Here is an 18,371-nt window from a genome sequence, read left to right as displayed (position 1 = left end):
CTACGGTTCGACCGCACCACCCCCCGGCGAGGAGTCCTGATGTCAGACCTGCGTCCCGGACCGGCAGTCGTCATCGAGGCGGGAGGCGATCCATGGTCCCGGGTCGGTCCCGTGCTCGACCGCCGTACGTCGGAGATCGCCGCGGGTGGCGTCATCGAGATCATGACCGCCGACCCGGGCGTCCGGGCGGCGCTGCCTGGCTGGTGCGCGGGGCGAGGTGCCTTCCTGGAGGAGACCGCACACCGCGGCGGCACGGTCGGATACCTCATCCGCCTCGGCCACCCGGCCAGGAAGCAGGCCGGTCGAGCGACGAGCGGGGACTAGCACAGCCTCGTCTTGACCGGCGCCGCGATGGCAGACCACGGCGGCCATGCCGGCTGACGGCGTGGCCGCCGATTCAGGCAATGCGGGGTCTACTTCCGGGAGGCGACGACCACGCTGGCAAGGACCCAACCGACAAACAGTCCGTACACCCCACCGCCGGCGGCCCAGCCGAAGGCGCCGCGCAGACTGGCGTCCACCTGGACGAACGCGGCAAGGAGGCCGGCTGACGCCGCGGCGAAAACGTAGGCGCCCCAGCTCGAGAAGAACAACCTCGCGCTGCGCGGTGACCCTGCCGCAACCATCACGGACACGAAGACGCCGGTCAGCACGACGAGCAGGATTGCCTTGATGTCGTTGGCGAGGATGGTCCGCACCGAATCATCCGAGCTGAACGACCAGGTCGGCCACGCCAACTGCTTGAGAAAGAATCCCCACGCGTCGTTCGAGGTGTGGTTCTTCGCCCAGTCGGTGTAGGCCGGGTTACCGAATGCGATCACCAGGATCAGGGCGGCGGTTACCGCGGTGCCCGTCACGGTGCGGACCCGCCCGGCTGTAGTGGTAGCCATACGAACAGTGTGCGGCGTGACTCTCGGGCGAAGCAATCCACGAGGGTAAATGGTCTACAGGGGCATTCGCGATGGGCGTGGTCCGGGCGGTGGCCGGATCCGGCCGAGTTCGCCGGCGAGGGTTGTAGCCGCCGCCGGTGCCTTTGTAGCGTGATCCACGTCTTTGAATCGATTCACGTTCGCCCCGAACCGCGAGGCACCGACCCGCCCGAGGAGAGGCGCAGATGACCGAAGAACGCAGAATCAGCCGACGCACTGTCCTGCGGGGAGCCGGCACGCTCGCCGCCGCTCCGTTGATGGCCCAGGTCCTCGCCGCAGAGGCCGCGGCGGCGCAGGCGCCCCCGCAGCCCGGGCCCCACATCGACCGGCGGGCGGTGGTCTCCCGCCACCCGGTCGTCCGGTACGCCAGCGACCGGGAACTGCCCGTCCAGGTGGGCAACGGCCGGTTCGCCTTCGGCGCCGACGTCACCGGCCTGCAGACGTTCGTCCCGTTCTCCACCCTGTCCGACTGGGGCTGGCACAGCGACGCCCTGCCGCCGGGGAAGACCATCGCCGACTACAAGGGCACGGTCTGGGACACCTACGGCCGACCGGTCTACTACTGGACCGGCGACAAGAACGAGCCGGAGCTGCACAACTGGCTGCGCGGCAACCCGCACCGGATCAACCTCGGCCGGATCGGCCTGCGCCTGCTGAGGGCCGACGGCACCGAAGCCACCGAGGCCGACCTCACCGACACGGTGCAGCGGCTGGACACCTGGACCGGGCTGCTGCACAGCAGCTTCCGACTGGACGGGCATCCGGTCACCGTGGAGACCTCCTGCCACCCCGGCATCGACGCGGTCGGCGTCCGGATCACCTCGCCCCTGGTGGCGCTCGGCCGGCTCACGATGTTCCTCGACTTCCCCTACGCGACCGCCGACGGGCAGGACAAGTTCTCCGCCCCGTACGTCGGCTTCTGGGACCGGCCGCAGGCACACACCACCACCCTGTCTTCCCGCGGTGACGCCGGCGCGGTGATCACGCACGTCCTCGACGAGACCGAGTATCAGGTCGCGCTCGCCTTCACCGCTGGCGCGACGGTGACCCGGGAGGACCCGGCGCGGCACCATTACCGGATCACCGGCGGGCGCTCCGAGCAGCTCGACGTCACCTGCCACTTCGCACCGAAGGTCGACCGGGCGGCCCCACCGGCCGCCGAGGTTTCGGCGCAGAGCGCCTCCTGGTGGCCCCGCTTCTGGCACACCGGAGGGGCGGTCGACCTGTCCGGCAGCAGCGATCCTCGGTGGCGGGAACTGGAGCGGCGGATCGTGCTCAGCCAGTACCACCTGGCCGTCAACGAGGCGGGCGACGAGCCGCCGCAGGAGTCGGGCCTGGTGAACAACGGCTGGTACGGCAAGTTCCACATGGAGATGTACTGGTGGCACGCCGCGCACTACGCGCTCTGGGACCGGTGGCCGCTGCTGGACCGCAGCACCGACATCTACTCCCGGTTCCTGCCGCGCGCCCGGCAGCTCGCCGCCGAGCAGGGTTTCCGGGGTGCCCGGTGGCCGAAGATGACCACCGCGGTCGGTGACGCGACCGGACGCGAGTCGCCGAACGTGCCGACCGCCCTGCTGCTCTGGCAGCAGCCGCACCCGATCTTCCTGGCCGAACTCGACTACCAGGCCCACCCGAGCCGCCGGACGCTGCTCAAGTGGCAGACGGTGATCTTCGAGAGCGCCGAGTTCATGGCGTCGTTCGCCCACGATGACGGCGCCGGCCGGTACGTTCTCGGGCCGCCGCTGATGTGCGCCAACGAGCGCAACCCCGCCGGGGCCACCACGAACCCGACCTTCGAGCTGTCGTACTGGCGGTTCGGGCTGCGGATCGCCCAGCAGTGGCGCGAACGCCTCGGTTTGGGCCGCGACGCGCGCTGGGAAGACGTGCTCGCCCGGCTGGCGCCGCTGCCCGTGCAGGACGGCCGGTACGTGCTCTACGAGGGTGTGCCGGACATGTGGACCCGGTACAACACCAACCACCCCGACCCGATCGCCCCGTACGGCATGCTGCCCGGCGACGGCGTGGACGTCGAAACCATGCGGGCGACCACCGCGAGGGTGTACGAGACGTGGCCGGTGACCGACCTGTACAGCTGGGACTTCCCGCTGCTGGCGATGAACGCCGCCCGCCTCGGGGACCCCGTACGGGCGGTGGACTTCCTGCTGCACGAGCGGCTCGGGTTCACCGACACCGGGCTGCCGGCCAGTGGCAAGAAGGGCGTGCCTTCGCCGTACTTCCCGGCCGCGGGCGGGCTGCTCTACGCGGTCGCGATGATGTGCGCGGGCTGGGGCGACTCCCCCGACGCGCCGGGCGGGGCGACCGGGGTTGCCGGCGCCGACGGCACCGCGCCCGGGTTCCCGGACGGCTGGGTGGTCCGGTGGGAGGGGCTCGCCCCGGCGTTGTGACGGACGGTCGTGGGCGGGCGGCCGGCGTCGCCGGTCACCCGCCCCGGCCTCGTTGGTCAGCGCAATGTCGTCTGCCGGCCGTCGCCCGGGTGGCCGCGCGGTTCGGCGCGGCCACCCGGGGCAGAATGGTCAGGCGTCAGGAGGTACCGGCGTCGGCGGCCACCTGATAGACGATCGTGTTGATGTTGACTCCGTTGAACAGGTTCAGCGCGACATAGTGACGGTCGGTGTACCAGTACTGGTCGTCGTTCAGCGTGATCGTGCCACTCGTGAAGGAACCGTCCGCGTTCAAGGTCACCGGAATCGCCGTGCCGCTCCTGTCCACGAAGATGCGGGCCGTGCCACCGCTGACAAAATCGGGATATGCGGCCAGGTCGACCTGGCCGCTGATCGTGAAGCTGTGTCCGGAGACCTTGTTGATCGCAGTCGGGTTGCCGATGCTCACCGGCGTCAGGTGCACGGTCTCCTCACCTGCGCGAGCTACCGTCTCGTCCAGGACGTTCAGCGGTGTCGTGTTGTAAACCGTCTCCGCTCCGGTCGACGGGTCGATGTAGGTCACATTCTCGACAACCAGGTTCTTTATGTTCTTGTTCGAGCTGAAGGCGGCCTGCAGCGTGTTGCTCGTGTGGAAGACCGAATTCCGATAGTGGACGTTCTCCACCGGTGAACGCGAGGCTGCGCTGGAGAACTGGAACGTGGTCCGGCCCGGGGTCATCGTCGGCGCGGTGTTGACGTCGTCCAGGTAGATGTCGCGCACTGTCGGGTTGAAGATGTCGGCGTTGGGGAACGACACGGTTTCGGAGTAGTTGCTGTCGAGCTGGACCATCGCCGACCGCGCCATCTTCAGCAGGTTGTGCCGGAGATAGATCTTCTCGACGAATCCACCCCGGTACGAGTTCGTCTTGATCTTCAGGATCATCGCCAGCCCAGGTCCACCGAACTCGTTGTGTTCGATGAACACGTTCCGGATGCCTCCCGACATCTCGCTGCCCATCGAGACCGCGGCGGAGTAGGTGCCGATGTTGTCGTTGTTGTACAGCGAGTCCCGGATGATGATGTTCTCGCTTGGTTGCCGGTGCAGCCTGCCATTGACGTTTCGGCCGGCCTTGATCGCGGCACCGTCGTCGCTGACCGTAACCCGGTTCCTTTCCATGACGACGTTGTTGGTGGACTCCGGGTTGGTTCCGTCGTCGTTGTTCCAGCCGGTGGCCTCGAAGTCTTTGGTCTTGTCGCTGTAGATGTCGAGGTCTCTGATGAGTACGTTCTCGGAGTTGAGCGGGTGGACGATCCAGAACGGCGTGTTCCTGATCTTCACGTCCTCGATGAGGACGTTGCGAGAATGGTTCGTTTCGATGAAATGTGGCCGGAAGGTAGACTTCATGGCCACCGCGTCCGCCGGCGGTGGAATGTGTTTCACCGTGTCCCCGTCGAGCACCGGGATCGTGCTGGGCATATGCCCGTCGTCGGTGAATATCCGCTTGGTGATCGGCACGTCCTCGAAGTTCATCTGGTTGAGGATGCCGTTTTCACCGTACGGAGCGTCGAGGCTCTTGTTCTCCACCGACGGCTCGCCCCAGTAGCCCTTCTTCCACGGTCGCCAGTTCCACATGTCCTCCTGGCCGTCAAGGGTCCCGCCGCCGGTGACCGCGATGTTCGTCTGGTTGAGCGCGTAGATCAGCGGAGAGAAGTTGTAGAAGTCGGTCCCCTCATAACTGCTAAGGACGACCGGGTAGTACTCGTTGGTCTTGTTCCGCATGAACTTGACCACGGCACCGGTCTCGATCCGCAGGTTGACGTTGCTCAGGAGGGTTATCGCCCCCGAGTAGTAGGCGCCGTTGGCGTTGCGCGAACCCACGGCGGGGATGACGACGATGCCACCACCGCTCTCGTGGCAGTCTCTGATCGCGGCGTGAATCGCCTCGGTGTAGTACCACACCTCCTGCGAGCTTGCGACCAACGGTGACGTCTTGTTCGCCGGGTTGTTGGCCTGATTGCCGACGTAGAACGTCTCGGTGGCGCGTCGCACCAGGCCGGCATACTTCGGATCTGTGATGTCGCAATAGTTGTCTTTGAAGGTCGGGGTGTTGGCGTTGACCGCCTGGTCTATCTCGTTGTAGTGGTCCTCGTTCCAGTACGCGCCGTCTCTCTTCTTGGCGTCCGGGTCGTAGATTGCCAACCGATAAGCGAACCGGTCCTCATCGTTCTCGGCGGTAACCTGGAGCTGATCGCCGTCCGCGATGGCACCCGACCGCTTCTCCTGCTGATCTTTGTTCGCCACGATGTAGCTTTGTCGCGACTTGTCCTTGGCGACGATCTGTGCCTTGAGCTGTTGAACGGTCACGCCGTCCCTGACCGTGATGGTCGAGGTCCCGACAGTCTTTATCATGCCGGATTCGTTCTGTTTGGCGACAACGACGGTCCCGGTGGAACGGAGTTCCGTCGTGCTCGCCGGAGATTCGACGGGATCTGCCCAGGCCACGTGTGGTGCGCTTGCGACGACCAGCGCGGCCACGGCGACGAGCGTGCCTATCCTTCTCCTACCTCGCCTCTTCATCGGTATGACCTCCAGTGCTGCGTGTCGTTACCATTCATGTTTCGAGGAACCAGCCCAACTGACGGATGGCTGGCGCGTTCGTCCCGCGTCACCCAGGCCACTCTTCGGCTCTGGTCCGGGCCAGGCTCAGATCACCAACTCCACGCCGTTCTGGCGCACGTTCTTGAGGACGAGGTCGTCGACGTATTCGACGACGCTGGGCTTGCTGGTGATGCCGAAGTCGATGTCGGTCAGGGTTATCCCCCTGATGTGGTCGTCCGCGTAGCCGCGGAGGTTCAGCGCCCGGGTCGCGGTCCCCACGGTGACGTTGCGGACGTCGATGTCGCCGACGATCGGGTTGAAGCCGTGGCCGGGACCCTCCTCGTAGAAGAAGTTGATGTCGATCACGGCTCCGCCGACCTCCCCAATGGTCAGGTCGCGGGCATGGAAGGCCTCGATGAAGCCGCCGCGGACACTGTTGGTCTTGAACCGCAGGGCGATGTTGAGGTTGGGGCTGGACATCTCGCAGTCCCGGACGAATATGTTGCGGGCACCGCCGGACATCTCGCTGCCGATCGTCACGCCGCCGTGGCCGTCGCGCATCGTGCAGCCCTCGATGAGGATGTCCTCGCTCGGCACGTTGACGCGGCGACCGTCGGCGTTCCGTCCCGACTTGATCGCGATGCAGTCGTCGCCCGTGTCGAAGGTGCAGTCGCGGATGACGACCATCCGACTGGACTCCGGGTCGCAGCCGTCGTTGTTCGGCCCGTGGCAGTTGACGGTCACACCCTGCACGAGCACGTTCTCCGACAGCACCGGATGGATTTCCCACATCGGCGACCCGACGATGGTGACGCCCTCGATGAGGACGTTGCGGCAGCGGTAGGGCTCGAGGAAGGACGGCCGCAGGTAGCCGCCGTCGCCGAATACCCGTTGCTCGACGGGAACTCCCTGCTCGGCCTGCGCGAACAGCGCATTCCTGGCCTCGGTCTGCCGCGGGTCACCCGGCTTCCAGCCCCACTTGGCCGCACCGCACCAGGGCCACCAGTTCTCCATGTCGGCCTGGCCATCGAGGACACCGGAGCCGGTGACGGCGATGTTCTCCTGTTCGTACGCGTAGATCAGCGGCGAGTAGTTGTAGAGCTCGACCCCTTCGAACCGGGTCAGCACGGCGGGCAGATAGTCGGCAGGGCGCTGGCTGAACAGCACCACCGCGTCGGCGGTGACGTGCAGGTCGACGTTGCTCAGCAGGTGGATCGGACCGGTCAGCCACCGACCGGCCGGCACGACCACGTGGCCGCCACCGGCGGCGTGACAGGTCTGGATGGCCTGCTTGATCGCCTCGGTGCAGTTGGTGACGCCGTCGCCGAGGGCGCCGAACTGGCGGATGTCGTACGAGCGGTTGGGGAAGTGGGGGCGGCGCACCGTGCCGCTGATGTACTCGGCCCGGGCCCACGGATTGCCGGGCGGGAGCGGGGACGCCGCAGCGCTGCCGGGCTGCAGCGCGTAGGCCGCGAGACCCATGACGCCGATGCTGCGGAGGAACGTGCGGCGGCTCGGTTGGTTCGGCATGTGCAAATCTCCCGGTCGGTTGACAAATGGATGGGTAAACCTTTTCCTCGATGGTCGCCGTTCCCTTACTCGGCAAGTCCCTTCAAGAGCGGAGCGCTGCCCCGACGAGCTGCGGGGGTTGGGCAGTTCACAACGCGGGCGCGAGTCCGTCCCAGCGCGCCACCCGGCCATCGCGCCCGGAAGCCGGGCGCCGGCTAGGCGTGTGCGCCCGCCCCGGGCTGGACGGCACCGGCGACCAATGGGGCGGCGGCCAGCCCGGCACCATGCAGGACGGCCCGTCGGGCAGTCCTGCGAGCCACGGTATCGAGCCATCGAAGCAGGTCGCTAGCATCTGGCCGGATGTGGCCAAAACCCTGCCTATGTCGTGCTTCTCCGGCCAGCCGCCACAGAACTGATCCGTGCCGCTGGCGGCTCGATCGAACGCGCCCCTACCGCCGTCCTCATCCTGGCCGCCACCCTCGGCGGTGCCGGACTGGTAGTCGGCACGCTTATGGGTCGCAGCAGACGCACTCAGATGTAATGGCCTGTCCGGCCGACCGACGTGGCAGCGCTCCAGCGCCTACGTCGGTCGGGCCCGGATCGTCCTGAAAGCAGCCAGCAGGCGGTGTTCAGTAGTGGAAGGCCGAACGGACCGAGCCGCCGACAATCGCGCACCACGTGTCCACGTCGACCTTCCCATTGGGCACCAGGCCGTGTAGGCGCTGCATGTCCTGGACCGCCTTCATGGTGCTGTGGTCGAATTCGCCGCTCACCGTGACGTCGTCGTACCCCTTGCGGCCGAGCAGGTACTGCAGCGCGTTGACGGGAAGGCCGTTGGCGTCCTTGTCGAGTGTCGGCACAAGCGCTTCCCAGGTGGCCGCATCGAAGGTCGCGTCCGGATCGACCCGAATCCCGTGGTTGGCTTGGAAGTCGGCCACGGCCGCATTCATGTCGTACCCGAAATTGCCGTTCGGGATCAGCGGGTACCCGAGATCCGCGAGCAGATACTGCGCGACCTGCACCACCGGGCCGTCCACGAAGCGCCAGATGTCGGGCCACCGGCGTGCGGGGATGTCCGGCTGTTCGGTACCGAGTGCTGCCGCGACACGCGAGCGCACCATCGGGAACAACCGGTAGAAGGCGGTGCCGGGGCACTGGGTGGTGTAGAAGTCCCAGTGGCCGAAGATGTCCCATGGCTGCAGCCGGAACTGCTGGCACACCGCAGCGCACAGCGTGACCAGCGAGTCGAGCAGCGCGTCAGGCGGAGTCTCGGTGATGTACGTGCCTTCGTTCTCGATCCCGATCGCGTTCCCGTTCTCGCCGGGGCAGTGCGCGGCGATGACCTGGTGCGCGCCCGTGTCGAGCGTCTGCAGGCTGCGGTGGCGGCCCTCCAGCACATAGCCGCCACGGCTGACCGTGAAGTGCTGGCCGGTGTCCGCCCAGCCGTTGACGTCCATATGCAGGTTCTGGCAGTCCCGCGCCAGTTGCATCGCGTGGTCGCGCGAGTAGTCCGTGACGTTCGGGAATGCCATGTGGTGCAGGATGATCTTGTTGGTGACGTTGCCGGTGATCTGAATCGCTCCCCTTGGCGGACGCGCACCCCACGTATCGCAATCGATGATCCAGGGGAACATGGCGCTGGGCGCGGCACCAGCGGGTGCCGCCGCGAACAGTTCAGTGCCGACGATCGCCGCGATCCCAGTACCCAGCCCTGCCTTGAGCAAGGTGCGACGACCAACCTCGTGCTGGTCAGGTGACATGCGCTGCCTCCATGAGGGGTGTGGAACGACAACGAAAACTGTTGTGGATTGGGGCGGTACACGTGCTCGGATCCCAGACCGCGATGGAGGCCGGCTCGGCGGGCGTGGCGCCGGACGTGCCGGTCAGGGAGGCGACGGCCAGCAGGACGCCGACCGCCGCCAAGCCGAGAAGGCGGGGTGGGCGGACTGACATGGCGCCACCTTCATCCGCGAAGACCGATGGCGAAACATTTCGACTATTCCATCGCAACGCTTGGCAATTTTCAACAGGCCAAGAGCCAACTGCCGGCTGCGGTGGTGGAACACCCCGCCGGCCAGGCCGCCGACCGGTCGCCGCGAGGCCAGGCGGGGGACGGCCGGCGCCCCGGGTTCATGGCATCTGTTAGTCGCCGTCGGGGATGCGTTCGGCCGCTTCCTGGTACGCCTGCGTGGCGCGGGTGAAGTAGTCGAAGAGCACGCGGAGTTGCTCGTCTGAGTAGCCGGCGAGGATCTGGCCGATCTTCTGCCGAGCCGGTGCCATGACCTGGTCGAGTTGGGCCGGCTTACCGATCGGCTCGACGATTACTTTGCGGCGGTCGCTGGGGTCAGGGGCGCGGCGGACGTAGCCGGCGGCTTCGAGGCGGTCGATGAGGCGGGTGGTCGGCCCGGTGGTCAGTCCGGTGCGCGTGCCCAGCTCGCCCGGCGTCATCGGCCCGGCCAGTTCCAGGATGTTCAGCGCGTAGAGATCCGTCGCGCCCAGGTCGCAGGCTTTGGCGCTGGCGTGGCCGTGCAGCATGACCGCGCTCAGGTAGCGGCGGTAGGTGTGGCTCGCGTCCGACTGCGCCCGTGGAGTTGACACAAGATCCTCCATCCACCTAATCTCTTCCTCGGAGAAGAGAAATCTTCTAGGAAGAAACTTCTCTTAAGAAGCTACCACGGGAGGCACCTATGACCACGACCACCCCGGCACCGTCCACCGCTGCGTGCCCGACAGCCAAGCGCGGCGCTCGCGGACGCCGCGTAGGGCGCCTCCTGGCGGCCGGCGGCCTGACGCTGGGGCTGGCCGCCGCTGGCGGATACGCCTGGCTCGACGCCACCGCCGACGTACAGGCCACCGGAACCGCCGACTGCGCCGCGGTCACGCCGTCCGGGCCAGCCGCCGCCCACCTTGAGGTCTGCAACGTGCTGGACCAACTGGTCGGAGCGTGGGATCGCGGCGACGCCGACGCCTACGGCGCCATGTTCACCGACGACGCCACCTACACGACCTACGTCGGCACGAACTACCAGGGCCGCCGCGACATCACCGAATCCCACCGCGCGCTTTTCGGTGGTTTCGTCAAGGGCACCAAACTCGCCGACTCCTACCTCGATATCCGGTTCTACGGCCCCGGAACCGCGATCGTCACCAGCCGCGGCGACACCTACGAAGGCCAGCGCCCGCAGCCCGCAGAGCTGTCGAAGACCCAGACCTACACCCTCGTGCGCCAGGACGACGGCACGTGGCGCATCGCCGCCTTCCACAACACCAAGCGCCAGTCCGTCATGGAACACATCTCGTTCCTGATCTCCCCGCAGACCCGGCCCGAAGCCGAAAAGTAAGAAAGGACCGATCCAGATGACCAGCAATCCGATCCGCCCCGAGACCACCGAGCCGGACGTCGCGGCGATCCGCGAGCTGCTAACGCGCAGCCAGGACGCGTGGAACCGCGGTGACGGTGCCGCCTACGGCGCCTGCTTCACCGCCGACGCCACCGACGTCACCTTCGTCGGCACCGTCTACCACGGCGGCCTGGAGATCGGCCGCGCCCACCAGGCCCTGTTCGACAGCTTCCTCAAAGACACCCGCCTGAGCCTGCAGATCCTCGACATCCGCCGCTACGGCGCCGACACCGCCGTCGTCATGACCCGCGGCGACGTCACCAAGAAGACCCCGCGCCGACTGGGCAAGCTCGCCACCTACACGCTCGTGCGCGACACCGACGGCCACTGGCGCATCGCCGCCGTCCAGAAGACCCAGCACAAGCCACTGATGGAGGCCATTTCCTTCAAGCTGCAGCCCGCCACCAAGCCCGCCACGGCCTGACCTAGGAGAACAACGCATGACCACCATCGCCGTCATCGGCGCCACCGGCCGCACCGGTCGGCTCATCGTCGAGCACGCGCTCGCCGCCGGGCACCGCGTCACCGCGGTCGCCCGGCACCCCGATACCCTCGGCCCCGCCCGAGACCGGCTCACCGTGCACGCCGCCGACATCCTGACCCCAGGTTCGCTGCAAGGCGTGCTCGACGACCACGATGCGGTGATCTCCGCGATCGGTGCCGCCGACACCAGAGCCACCACGATCTACTCGGTTGGCACCACCGAGATCATCTCCGCCCTCAAGCCCCACGGCCGACTCCTGGTGATCTCCTCAGCCGGCCTGTCCATCCCCGCCGACGCAACAGCCGGCACCCGATTGGCCTCACGCATCCTGCAACGCCTCATGCGACACACCTACGCCGACATGGCGCGGATGGAAGAACGCCTCGCCACCAGTGACCTGACCTGGACCGTGGTACGCCCGACCAGGCTGACCGACCGACCCGGCACCGGCCGTCTACGCACTTCGCTGGGCGCCACCGCAAAGGTTGGCACACAGATGACGCGCGCCGACCTGGCCGACTACCTGTTGGCCGCGATCGACGATCTGCAAACTCATCGCACCGTGGTCGCCGTCTCCTCGTAAACCCGACGCAGCAGCTTGACAGCCCAGCTCATGGGATGTCACGGCCTTGATGCTCCTCAGGCATGACCACAGCGGGAGGTGAAATCGCCGCTGATAGAGCACTCGATGCGTCGCAACTCGTCGAGGGTCGGCAGCGACTGTCCGGCCCCGGGTTTCTCGACCGCGGCCGCGCCGAGCAGGTTGGCGAAGGCTCCGATCTTCGCCAGCGGCAGGGCAGCCAGCATGGCGGCGATGGCGCCGGCGCAGAAGGAGTCACCGGCGCCGGTCGTGTCGACTGTCCGCACCGGCAGCCCGGACAGCTCGACCCACTCGTCGCCGCTGGCGATGACGGTGCCGTCGCGGCCGACCTTGAGCGCGACGGTCCTGGCCCCCAGATCGCGCAGCCTGCGGCACGCCTCCGCCGGCTCGGCCGTCCCGACCAGTTGCCGGGCCTCCGGAACGCCGACGACCAGCAGATCGGTGAACCTCAGCAACCGCCTGATGGTGGCCGGCTCACGACGGGCGGGATCCACCGGGATGTCGAGGGAGACCGGCACGCCGTTCGCGGTGGCCACCTCGATTGCCCGGGCCGCGGCGAGCGACTGCGGCGCCTGCAGGAAGGCGTAGCCGGACACGTGCAGGAAATCGCAGGCGGCGATCGCCTCTTCAGGCAGGTCGGCCGGCGAATAACGGGGGTTCGCCCCGCGGTAGGCCATCATCGTGCGCTCCCCGTCCGGCGTCACGCCGATCACGTTGAGCGAGGTCGGCTCGTGCGGGTCGCGGACGACGTACTCCAAGCCGACCTCTTCGGCGCGCAGCGCCTCGACCGCGACCTCGGCCCAGCGGTCGTCGCCGATCGCGCTGAGCATGCTGGCCCGCAGGCCCAAGCGGCGGAGCATGATGGCACTGTTGGCCGCGGAGCCGCCCAGCCCGATCCGCTGGGACGATGCGACGCCGTCGCCACCGGGCCGTGGGTACTCGGGGATCTCGAGCAGCAGGTCGACGTTGATGTCACCGAGCAGCAGGACGACGGCGTCCCGCTGCCGGCTGACCTCCGCCACGAGTTGGCTCGCGGTCACTGCGCTGCCACCTCTCAGCCGCCGGCCCCGGCCACGGCGATCTGGCCGGCAAGGCGTGCATTCGCCAGCACCAGGTCGACGTTGGCCTTCAGGCTCGCACCGCCGGTCCGCTCATGGAAGAAGGCCAGCAGGAACGGAGTCACGTCCTTGCCTCGCACGTCCTGCTCCCGCAACGCCGCGAGCCCCGCCGCCAGGACGTCGTCGTGCAGGTCCGGGTCCATCTCGCTCTGCGGCTCGATCGGGTTCGCGACAACCAGGGCCCGGCTGTTACCCAGGGCTCGATTGGCGGCGTGGATCCGGGCCACCTCCTCCGGGGTCTCCACCCGCCACGGCACGGCCATTTCGGTCTCTCGCACGTAGAAGCCGGGGAACCGGTCGGTGCGGTATCCGACGACGCCCACCGACAGGCTCTCGAGCCGTTCCAGCGTCGCCGGCACGTCGAGGATCGACTTCACGCCGGCGCAGACCACGACGATCGGCGCAGCCGCGAGACCCATGAGGTCGGCGGACTCGTCCCACGAGGTCGCCGCGCCTCGGTGCACGCCGCCGAGACCGCCGGTGGCGAAGACCTCGATGCCCACCAGGCTGGCCAGCCAGGCCGTGGAGGCCACGGTCGTGGCACCCGGAACCCGACGGGCGAGGGCGACCGCGACATCGCGGATGCTCGCCTTGTTGACATCGTCGCGACTCGCGATCTGCAGGAGGGCATCCTCGTCGAGGCCGACCCGCACGCGACCGTCCAGGACAGCGATGGTGGCCGGCACGGCGCCCGCAGCTCGCACCGACTGCTCGATGTCCCGCGCCACCTGCATGTTGCTGTCGCGAGGCAGGCCATGGCTGATGATGGTGGATTCCAGCGCGACGACGGGCCCGCCGTGGCGGAGGGCCTCGGCCACCTCTGGATGAACCTCGACCGGCAGGCCATCCAACCGGTCGGATGCTGGGAATGTCATGTTTCGATCGTCCTGGTGATCTCGTGGTGGGTGGGGACACCGCGGCCCGGGCGGAACGACCGGGCCGGGCCGGCCCGGAGTTACCGCATGGCCTGCTCGAAGTCGCGGATGATGTCGCGGGCGGACTCGATGCCGACGGATACCCGGATCATGCCGTCGGTGATGCCCATCTGCTCCCGCTCCGCCGCCGGGATGTCGAGGAAGGCCATCGTTCCGGGTACCTGGGTCACGGTCCGCACCCCACCCAGGCTTGCCGCGAAAGAGCCCAGCTTGAGGCCCTTGAGGACGCGCACCGCCTGGTCCTCCGTGTCCAGGCTGAACGCCAGCATCGCACCCGGCATGTCGAACTGCCGCTGCGTCAGCTCGTGCTGCGGGTGGCTGGGCAGGCCCGGGTAGAACACCTTACGGACCTGAGGCTGCTTTTCCAGCCATTCGGCGAGGGCGAGCGCGTTCTGGGTCTGCCGTTCGACCCGCAGCGGAAGGGTCTGCAGCCCCCGCAGCAGCAGCCACGCGTTGAACGGGGACAGCGCGCCGCCGAGCTTGGTGAGGGTGTTCCAACGGACCTGCTCCAGCCAGTCCGCCGGGAGGATGTCCGAGCGCAGGGTGATGACCCCACCCACCGCGTCGTTGTGGCCGCCCATGAACTTGGTGGCGCTCTCGAGCACCACGTCCACGCCGTGCTCGTGGGGCCGGCAGACCGCCGGGCTGGCGAAGGTGTTGTCGCAGAAGACGACGAGGCCCCGCGAGTGCGCGAGGTCCGCGAGTGCGCGAAGGGGCGCGATCTTCATCGTGGGGTTGGCGATCGTCTCGACGTAGAGGAGGCGGGTGCGGTCGGTGATCGCCGCCTCCACCGCCGCGAGGTCACTGGCGTCGACGAACGTGACCTCGATGCCGAAGTCCTGGATGCGGTGGTCGAAGAACTCGTGCGTGGAGCTGTAGGTGGTGAGGTCGGCGACGAGGTGGTCCCCGGCCTTGAGCAGGCCGAGCAGGGCATGGGAGATCGCCGCCATCCCGGAGGCGGTGGCCAGGCACGCCGTGGCGCCGGCGAGCTGGGCGACGTGCTCCTCGAGCTTGTATTCGCCGGGGTTGCCGCAGCGGCTGTAGATGTTCACCTCCTTGCGAGCCCCGTCGACGATCTGGTCGTAGATGTCGTCGGCGTACTGGTAGTTGGCCGACATGTAGATCGGGTAGCTGATCGACTGTGTGCTGGCCTCGGGCTCGTAGTAGACGGCGCGGCTGGCGAAGTCGAGGTCGTCCATGGGGTGTCTCCTTGGGTTGGGGCGGGTGGGGCCGGCCGTCACTGTTTGATGGCGCCGCTGGTCAGCCCACCGATGACGTGTTTCTGGAGGGCGGCGTACACCACGAATGAGCCGAGCGCGGCGAGCAGGATCGCCGCCAGCAGCACGGGGTAGTCGGTGACCCGCTCGCCCACGTAGTCGGTGAGGCCCAGCGGCAAGGTCTTCTTGCTGGGGGTGTTGAGCAGCACCAACGGGAAGAGGAAGTCGTTCCAGACCCAGATGGTGTTGACGATGGCGGTGGTGAACATCGCCGGTCGCGCGATGGGCACCATGACGCGTAGGAAGGCCCGCAGTTCGGACGCGCCGTCGACCCGGGCTGCCTCGACCAGGGATCGTGGGACCGTGCTGAAGAACGCCCGCATGATGAGGACGGACACCGGCAGGTTGAAGGCCACGGTGGGCAGGACCACGCCGGTACGGGTGTCCAGGAGGCCCGCGTCGCGCAGCGTCGCGACCAGCGGCACCAGTGCGACGTACGCGGGGATGGCCATCGCGACCAGCATCGCGACCTCCACCCAGGGCATCCAACGGGTGCGGTAGATGACGAAGGCGTAGCCCGCGGCGGTGGCTATGGCGACGGTCAGCGCGACCGACACCGCCGTCACGGCGAGGGAGTTTCCGGCGTAGACGAGCAGTTTCCCTTCGCCGAGCGCCTTGCCGTAGTTGGCCCATTGCGGGTCGGTGGGCAGCGACCAGACGGACGCCAGGAAGTCCTTGTTGCTCTTCAGCGAGCTGTAGGCCATCCAGAGGAAGGGGAAGACGACCACGGTCAGGTGGACCGCCAGGATGAGGTAGACGATCGCGGTGCCGGTGCTGAGGCGGGGCCGTCCGCGACCGGTCGTTCCCGGTACGGCCGTCGGGTGCTGCCTGGTGACGTGGATGGTCGAGGAAGTCACGCCTCTCCTCGCTTCCCGCGGCGCATCAGGCCGAGGACGAATACGCCGACCGCGGCGGTCAGCAGGATCTGGGCGAATCCGATGGTGGACGCGTAGCCGGCCTCGAAGTTCCCGAAGCCGGCTTGGAAGAGGTAGGTGGACACGACGTCGGTGGCGTTGTTCGGTCCCCCTCGGGTGAGCACGTAGACGAGGGAGAACGTCTTGAACGAGGAGACGACCGCGAGCAGGGTCGTCGCCTGGACGTTCGACCAGACCATCGGGACGCTGACGGAGAAGAAGGTCCGGTAGTGGCCGGCGCCGTCGATGGCCGCCGCGTCGTAGACCGCCTCGTCGACGTTCTCGAACGCGGCGACGAAGAGCAGGATGTACAGACCCAGGTAGGTCAGGTTCATGACCACCAGCACTGCGGGCATGGCGGTCGACCGGTCGCCCAGCCACCCGCGGGCGAATTCGTCGAGCCCGACGGTGTTGAGGAAGCCGTTCAGCAGGCCGAAGTAGGGGTTGTAGACGAAGCCCCAGAGCAACCCGATGCAGATCTCGCTGATCACCACCGGGATGACGTAGACGAACATGGCGAACCGTTTGATCCGGGGCACCACCCGCACCAGCCAGTACGCGATGACCATGCCGACGCCGACCTGGAACACGATCGCGGTGAGCGCGACCAGGACGTTGTTACGAAGTGATCCCCAGAAGATCCGGTCGCCGAGCAGCCGCTCGTAGTTGGCCAGCCCGGTCCACTGCCGGGGCGAGACGCCGTCCCATGAGTGGAACGACAGGACCCCGGCGGTGAGCAGCGGGTAGGCGACGAAGGCCGCGAGGAACAGCACCGCGGGCGCGAGGAACAGCAGGGCTGCCCGGGCGTCGCGGCGGGCGGCGTGGGACCGCGTGGATGTGGACACGAGACCTCCGGGGTCGCCGTCCGAGCGCCCGCGGTCGGTGCGGGCGCTCGGACGACGGGTCGCAGTGGTTATTTGCCGGCCTTGGCGGCGTTCTCGATGGCCTCGGAGGCCGCCGCCGGCGTGATCGAGCCGTCGATCAACCCCTGGAGGGTGGAGTAGTACGTCTCGGTGGTCTTGGGGGCCATGGCCGTGTCGTAGAACGGGTCGAGGGTGTCGGCCTTGCCGATGACGTCCTGGACCACCCCGGCCAGCAGCGGGCCGGCCGCCTCCGGCGTGGTCGCTCCCTTGCGGGCGACCATGGTCTTGCGGATCTGGACGTACTTGGTCATCACCTCGGGGCTGGTGATGTGGCGGAGGAACGCCAGGGCCGCCTCCTTGTCCTTGGCCTTCTTGGACACGGCGAAGCTGGCGGCGACGCCGGCGAGGACGTCGCTCTGGTTCCCCTTGCCCGCGGCGAAGGTCGGGAACGGGAAGTAGCCGAGCTCGAAGCCGGCCGGGGCCTCCGCGGACATGCCGATCTGCCAGGTGCCGTTGAGGACCATGGCCGCCTTGCCGTTGAGGAAGAGGATGTTGGCCTCGGCGTCGGACATACCGTTCGCGCCCTTCGGCAGGTATCCCTTCTGGGCGAGCGTCTGCAGGGCGCCGGCCGCGTCCTTGGCCTCGGGTCCGAAGGTGGCGTTCTTGTCTCCGGCGCCGAAGCCGGACATCACCCCACTGCCGTGCATGCGCATCTCGGCGTACTGGAACCAGAAGGTCGCGGGCCAGCTGTCCTTGTTACCGAGCGCGACCGGCACGACGCCGGCAGACTTGATCTTCTCGGCCAGGTCGAGGAACTCCGGCCAGGTGGTGGGGACCTGCCAGCCCTTGGCTTGGAACAGCGCCTTGTTATACCAGACCAGCGCGGCGTCGATGTCGATCGGCACCGCGTACGTCGACCCGCCGAAGGTGACTGACGGCAGCGAGCTTTCCAGGAAGCTGTCCCGCCAGCCCTGCTTGGCGAGCTCGTCGTCCAGCCCGAGCACCTGGCCGCTGTCGACGAAGGCCTTCAGGTAGCCGCCGGGCAGGGTGTAGAAGACGTCCGGCGGGTTGCCCGAGGCCATGGCCGTCTGCAGTTTCGTCTTGTAGGAGGACTGCTCGGCCGACACCTCTTTCACCTTGATGTCGGGGTGCGCCTTCTTGAAGGTGTCCAGCGCGTACTCGATGAACTCGACCTTGTCCTTCTGGCCCGCGTAGGCGTGCCAGATTTCCAACGTCTTGCCCCCGCCGCCAGACGTGTCAGTCGAGCCACCGGCGCCTGCGCACGCCGACAGCATCACGAGCGCGGCACCGGCAGCCAGTGCCGCTCGCCATGCAGATCTGATTCGCATCCCAGACT

General features: G+C 67.7%; 16 protein-coding genes. 5 read left to right on the top strand and 11 right to left on the bottom strand.

The features are described from left to right. Positions 1–39: 39 nt before the first annotated feature. Positions 40–324 (top strand): sulfurtransferase TusA family protein, encoded by a 285-nt coding sequence (locus tag ACY34I_RS30310; RefSeq protein WP_462758477.1) that lies wholly within the window; start codon positions 40–42, stop codon positions 322–324. Between the two features lie 89 nt (positions 325–413). Here ACY34I_RS30310 and ACY34I_RS30305 read toward each other — a convergent pair whose 3' ends face one another. Continuing rightward, complete coding sequence (locus ACY34I_RS30305; protein ID WP_462758476.1) at positions 414–857, bottom strand: hypothetical protein; 444 nt, start codon at positions 855–857, stop codon at positions 414–416. 257 nt (positions 858–1,114) lie between these two features. On the opposite strand from ACY34I_RS30305, the gene ACY34I_RS30300 reads away from it, so the two are divergent. Next, positions 1,115–3,337, top strand: a complete 2,223-nt coding sequence (locus tag ACY34I_RS30300; RefSeq protein ID WP_462758475.1) for a hypothetical protein — start codon at positions 1,115–1,117, stop codon at positions 3,335–3,337. A 136-nt stretch (positions 3,338–3,473) separates the two neighbouring features. Here the strand turns inward: ACY34I_RS30300 and ACY34I_RS30295 are convergent, their stop codons facing one another. The 4 genes from ACY34I_RS30295 to ACY34I_RS30280 all read right to left on the bottom strand — a co-directional run bounded on the left by ACY34I_RS30295 (position 3,474) and on the right by ACY34I_RS30280 (position 10,019). Continuing rightward, the gene (locus tag ACY34I_RS30295; RefSeq protein WP_462758474.1) at positions 3,474–5,849 is read right to left on the bottom strand and encodes a glycoside hydrolase family 28 protein; all 2,376 of its coding nucleotides are present in this window, start codon (positions 5,847–5,849) and stop codon (positions 3,474–3,476) included. A gap of 168 nt (positions 5,850–6,017) precedes the next feature. Continuing rightward, positions 6,018–7,394 carry a glycoside hydrolase family 28 protein gene (locus ACY34I_RS30290; protein WP_462758473.1) on the bottom strand — a complete coding sequence of 459 codons (1,377 nt, stop codon included), beginning with the start codon at positions 7,392–7,394 and terminating at the stop codon, positions 6,018–6,020. Between the two features lie 656 nt (positions 7,395–8,050). After that, positions 8,051–9,181: a peptidoglycan recognition protein family protein gene (locus ACY34I_RS30285; protein ID WP_462758471.1), complete on the bottom strand. Its 1,131-nt coding sequence runs from the start codon at positions 9,179–9,181 to the stop codon at positions 8,051–8,053. 382 nt (positions 9,182–9,563) lie between these two features. Next, positions 9,564–10,019, bottom strand: a complete 456-nt coding sequence (locus ACY34I_RS30280) for a MarR family winged helix-turn-helix transcriptional regulator (RefSeq protein ID WP_462758470.1) — start codon at positions 10,017–10,019, stop codon at positions 9,564–9,566. Positions 10,020–10,108: 89 nt separating this feature from the next. Here ACY34I_RS30280 and ACY34I_RS30275 point away from each other — a divergent pair, with 89 nt between their 5' ends. Genes ACY34I_RS30275 through ACY34I_RS30265 form a run of 3 tightly spaced genes read left to right on the top strand, consistent with a single transcriptional unit; the run spans position 10,109 to position 11,889 of the window. Then, positions 10,109–10,762 (top strand): SgcJ/EcaC family oxidoreductase, encoded by a 654-nt coding sequence (locus ACY34I_RS30275; RefSeq protein WP_462758469.1) that lies wholly within the window; start codon positions 10,109–10,111, stop codon positions 10,760–10,762. Positions 10,763–10,778: 16 nt separating this feature from the next. Then, the gene (locus ACY34I_RS30270; protein ID WP_462758468.1) at positions 10,779–11,246 is read left to right on the top strand and encodes an SgcJ/EcaC family oxidoreductase; all 468 of its coding nucleotides are present in this window, start codon (positions 10,779–10,781) and stop codon (positions 11,244–11,246) included. Positions 11,247–11,262: 16 nt separating this feature from the next. Next, positions 11,263–11,889 (top strand): NAD(P)-dependent oxidoreductase, encoded by a 627-nt coding sequence (locus ACY34I_RS30265; protein ID WP_462758467.1) that lies wholly within the window; start codon positions 11,263–11,265, stop codon positions 11,887–11,889. Between the two features lie 56 nt (positions 11,890–11,945). On the opposite strand, the gene ACY34I_RS30260 is transcribed toward ACY34I_RS30265, so the two are convergent. From ACY34I_RS30260 to ACY34I_RS30235, 6 genes are all read right to left on the bottom strand, one after another. Continuing rightward, positions 11,946–12,947 (bottom strand): carbohydrate kinase family protein, encoded by a 1,002-nt coding sequence (locus tag ACY34I_RS30260; protein WP_462758466.1) that lies wholly within the window; start codon positions 12,945–12,947, stop codon positions 11,946–11,948. Positions 12,948–12,961: 14 nt separating this feature from the next. Beyond that, positions 12,962–13,900, bottom strand: coding sequence for a pseudouridine-5'-phosphate glycosidase (locus ACY34I_RS30255; RefSeq protein WP_462758465.1), 939 nt, complete (start codon positions 13,898–13,900; stop codon positions 12,962–12,964). Between the two features lie 80 nt (positions 13,901–13,980). After that, positions 13,981–15,159, bottom strand: a complete 1,179-nt coding sequence (locus ACY34I_RS30250) for a trans-sulfuration enzyme family protein (protein ID WP_462758464.1) — start codon at positions 15,157–15,159, stop codon at positions 13,981–13,983. Between the two features lie 38 nt (positions 15,160–15,197). After that, positions 15,198–16,094 carry a carbohydrate ABC transporter permease gene (locus ACY34I_RS30245; RefSeq protein WP_462758462.1) on the bottom strand — a complete coding sequence of 299 codons (897 nt, stop codon included), beginning with the start codon at positions 16,092–16,094 and terminating at the stop codon, positions 15,198–15,200. After that, a complete protein-coding gene (locus ACY34I_RS30240) occupies positions 16,091–16,996 on the bottom strand; it encodes a carbohydrate ABC transporter permease (protein ID WP_462758461.1) in 906 nt (301 codons plus the stop codon). Before ACY34I_RS30240 ends, ACY34I_RS30245 begins: the two co-directional genes overlap by 4 nt. Positions 16,997–17,064: 68 nt before the next feature. Further along, entirely contained in the window at positions 17,065–18,246 is a 1,182-nt protein-coding gene (locus ACY34I_RS30235; protein ID WP_462758460.1) for an ABC transporter substrate-binding protein, read from the bottom strand. Positions 18,247–18,371 lie beyond the last annotated feature (125 nt).

Source organism: Micromonospora sp. RTBAU3-60, from assembly GCF_054963695.1.
This window is presented reverse-complemented; position numbering and strand designations above follow the sequence as displayed.

Excerpts from the sequence above, each read along its gene's own strand:
- ACY34I_RS30310 (WP_462758477.1), top strand. The coding sequence starts at position 40 with ATGTCAGACCTGCGTCCCGGACCGGCAGTCGTCATCGAGGCGGGAGGC.
- ACY34I_RS30300 (WP_462758475.1), top strand. The coding sequence starts at position 1,115 with ATGACCGAAGAACGCAGAATCAGCCGACGCACTGTCCTGCGGGGAGCC.
- ACY34I_RS30290 (WP_462758473.1), bottom strand. The coding sequence starts at position 7,394 with ATGGGTCTCGCGGCCTACGCGCTGCAGCCCGGCAGCGCTGCGGCGTCC.
- ACY34I_RS30285 (WP_462758471.1), bottom strand. The coding sequence starts at position 9,181 with ATGTCACCTGACCAGCACGAGGTTGGTCGTCGCACCTTGCTCAAGGCA.
- ACY34I_RS30275 (WP_462758469.1), top strand. The coding sequence starts at position 10,109 with ATGACCACGACCACCCCGGCACCGTCCACCGCTGCGTGCCCGACAGCC.
- ACY34I_RS30270 (WP_462758468.1), top strand. The coding sequence starts at position 10,779 with ATGACCAGCAATCCGATCCGCCCCGAGACCACCGAGCCGGACGTCGCG.
- ACY34I_RS30265 (WP_462758467.1), top strand. The coding sequence starts at position 11,263 with ATGACCACCATCGCCGTCATCGGCGCCACCGGCCGCACCGGTCGGCTC.
- ACY34I_RS30255 (WP_462758465.1), bottom strand. The coding sequence starts at position 13,900 with ATGACATTCCCAGCATCCGACCGGTTGGATGGCCTGCCGGTCGAGGTT.
- ACY34I_RS30250 (WP_462758464.1), bottom strand. The coding sequence starts at position 15,159 with ATGGACGACCTCGACTTCGCCAGCCGCGCCGTCTACTACGAGCCCGAG.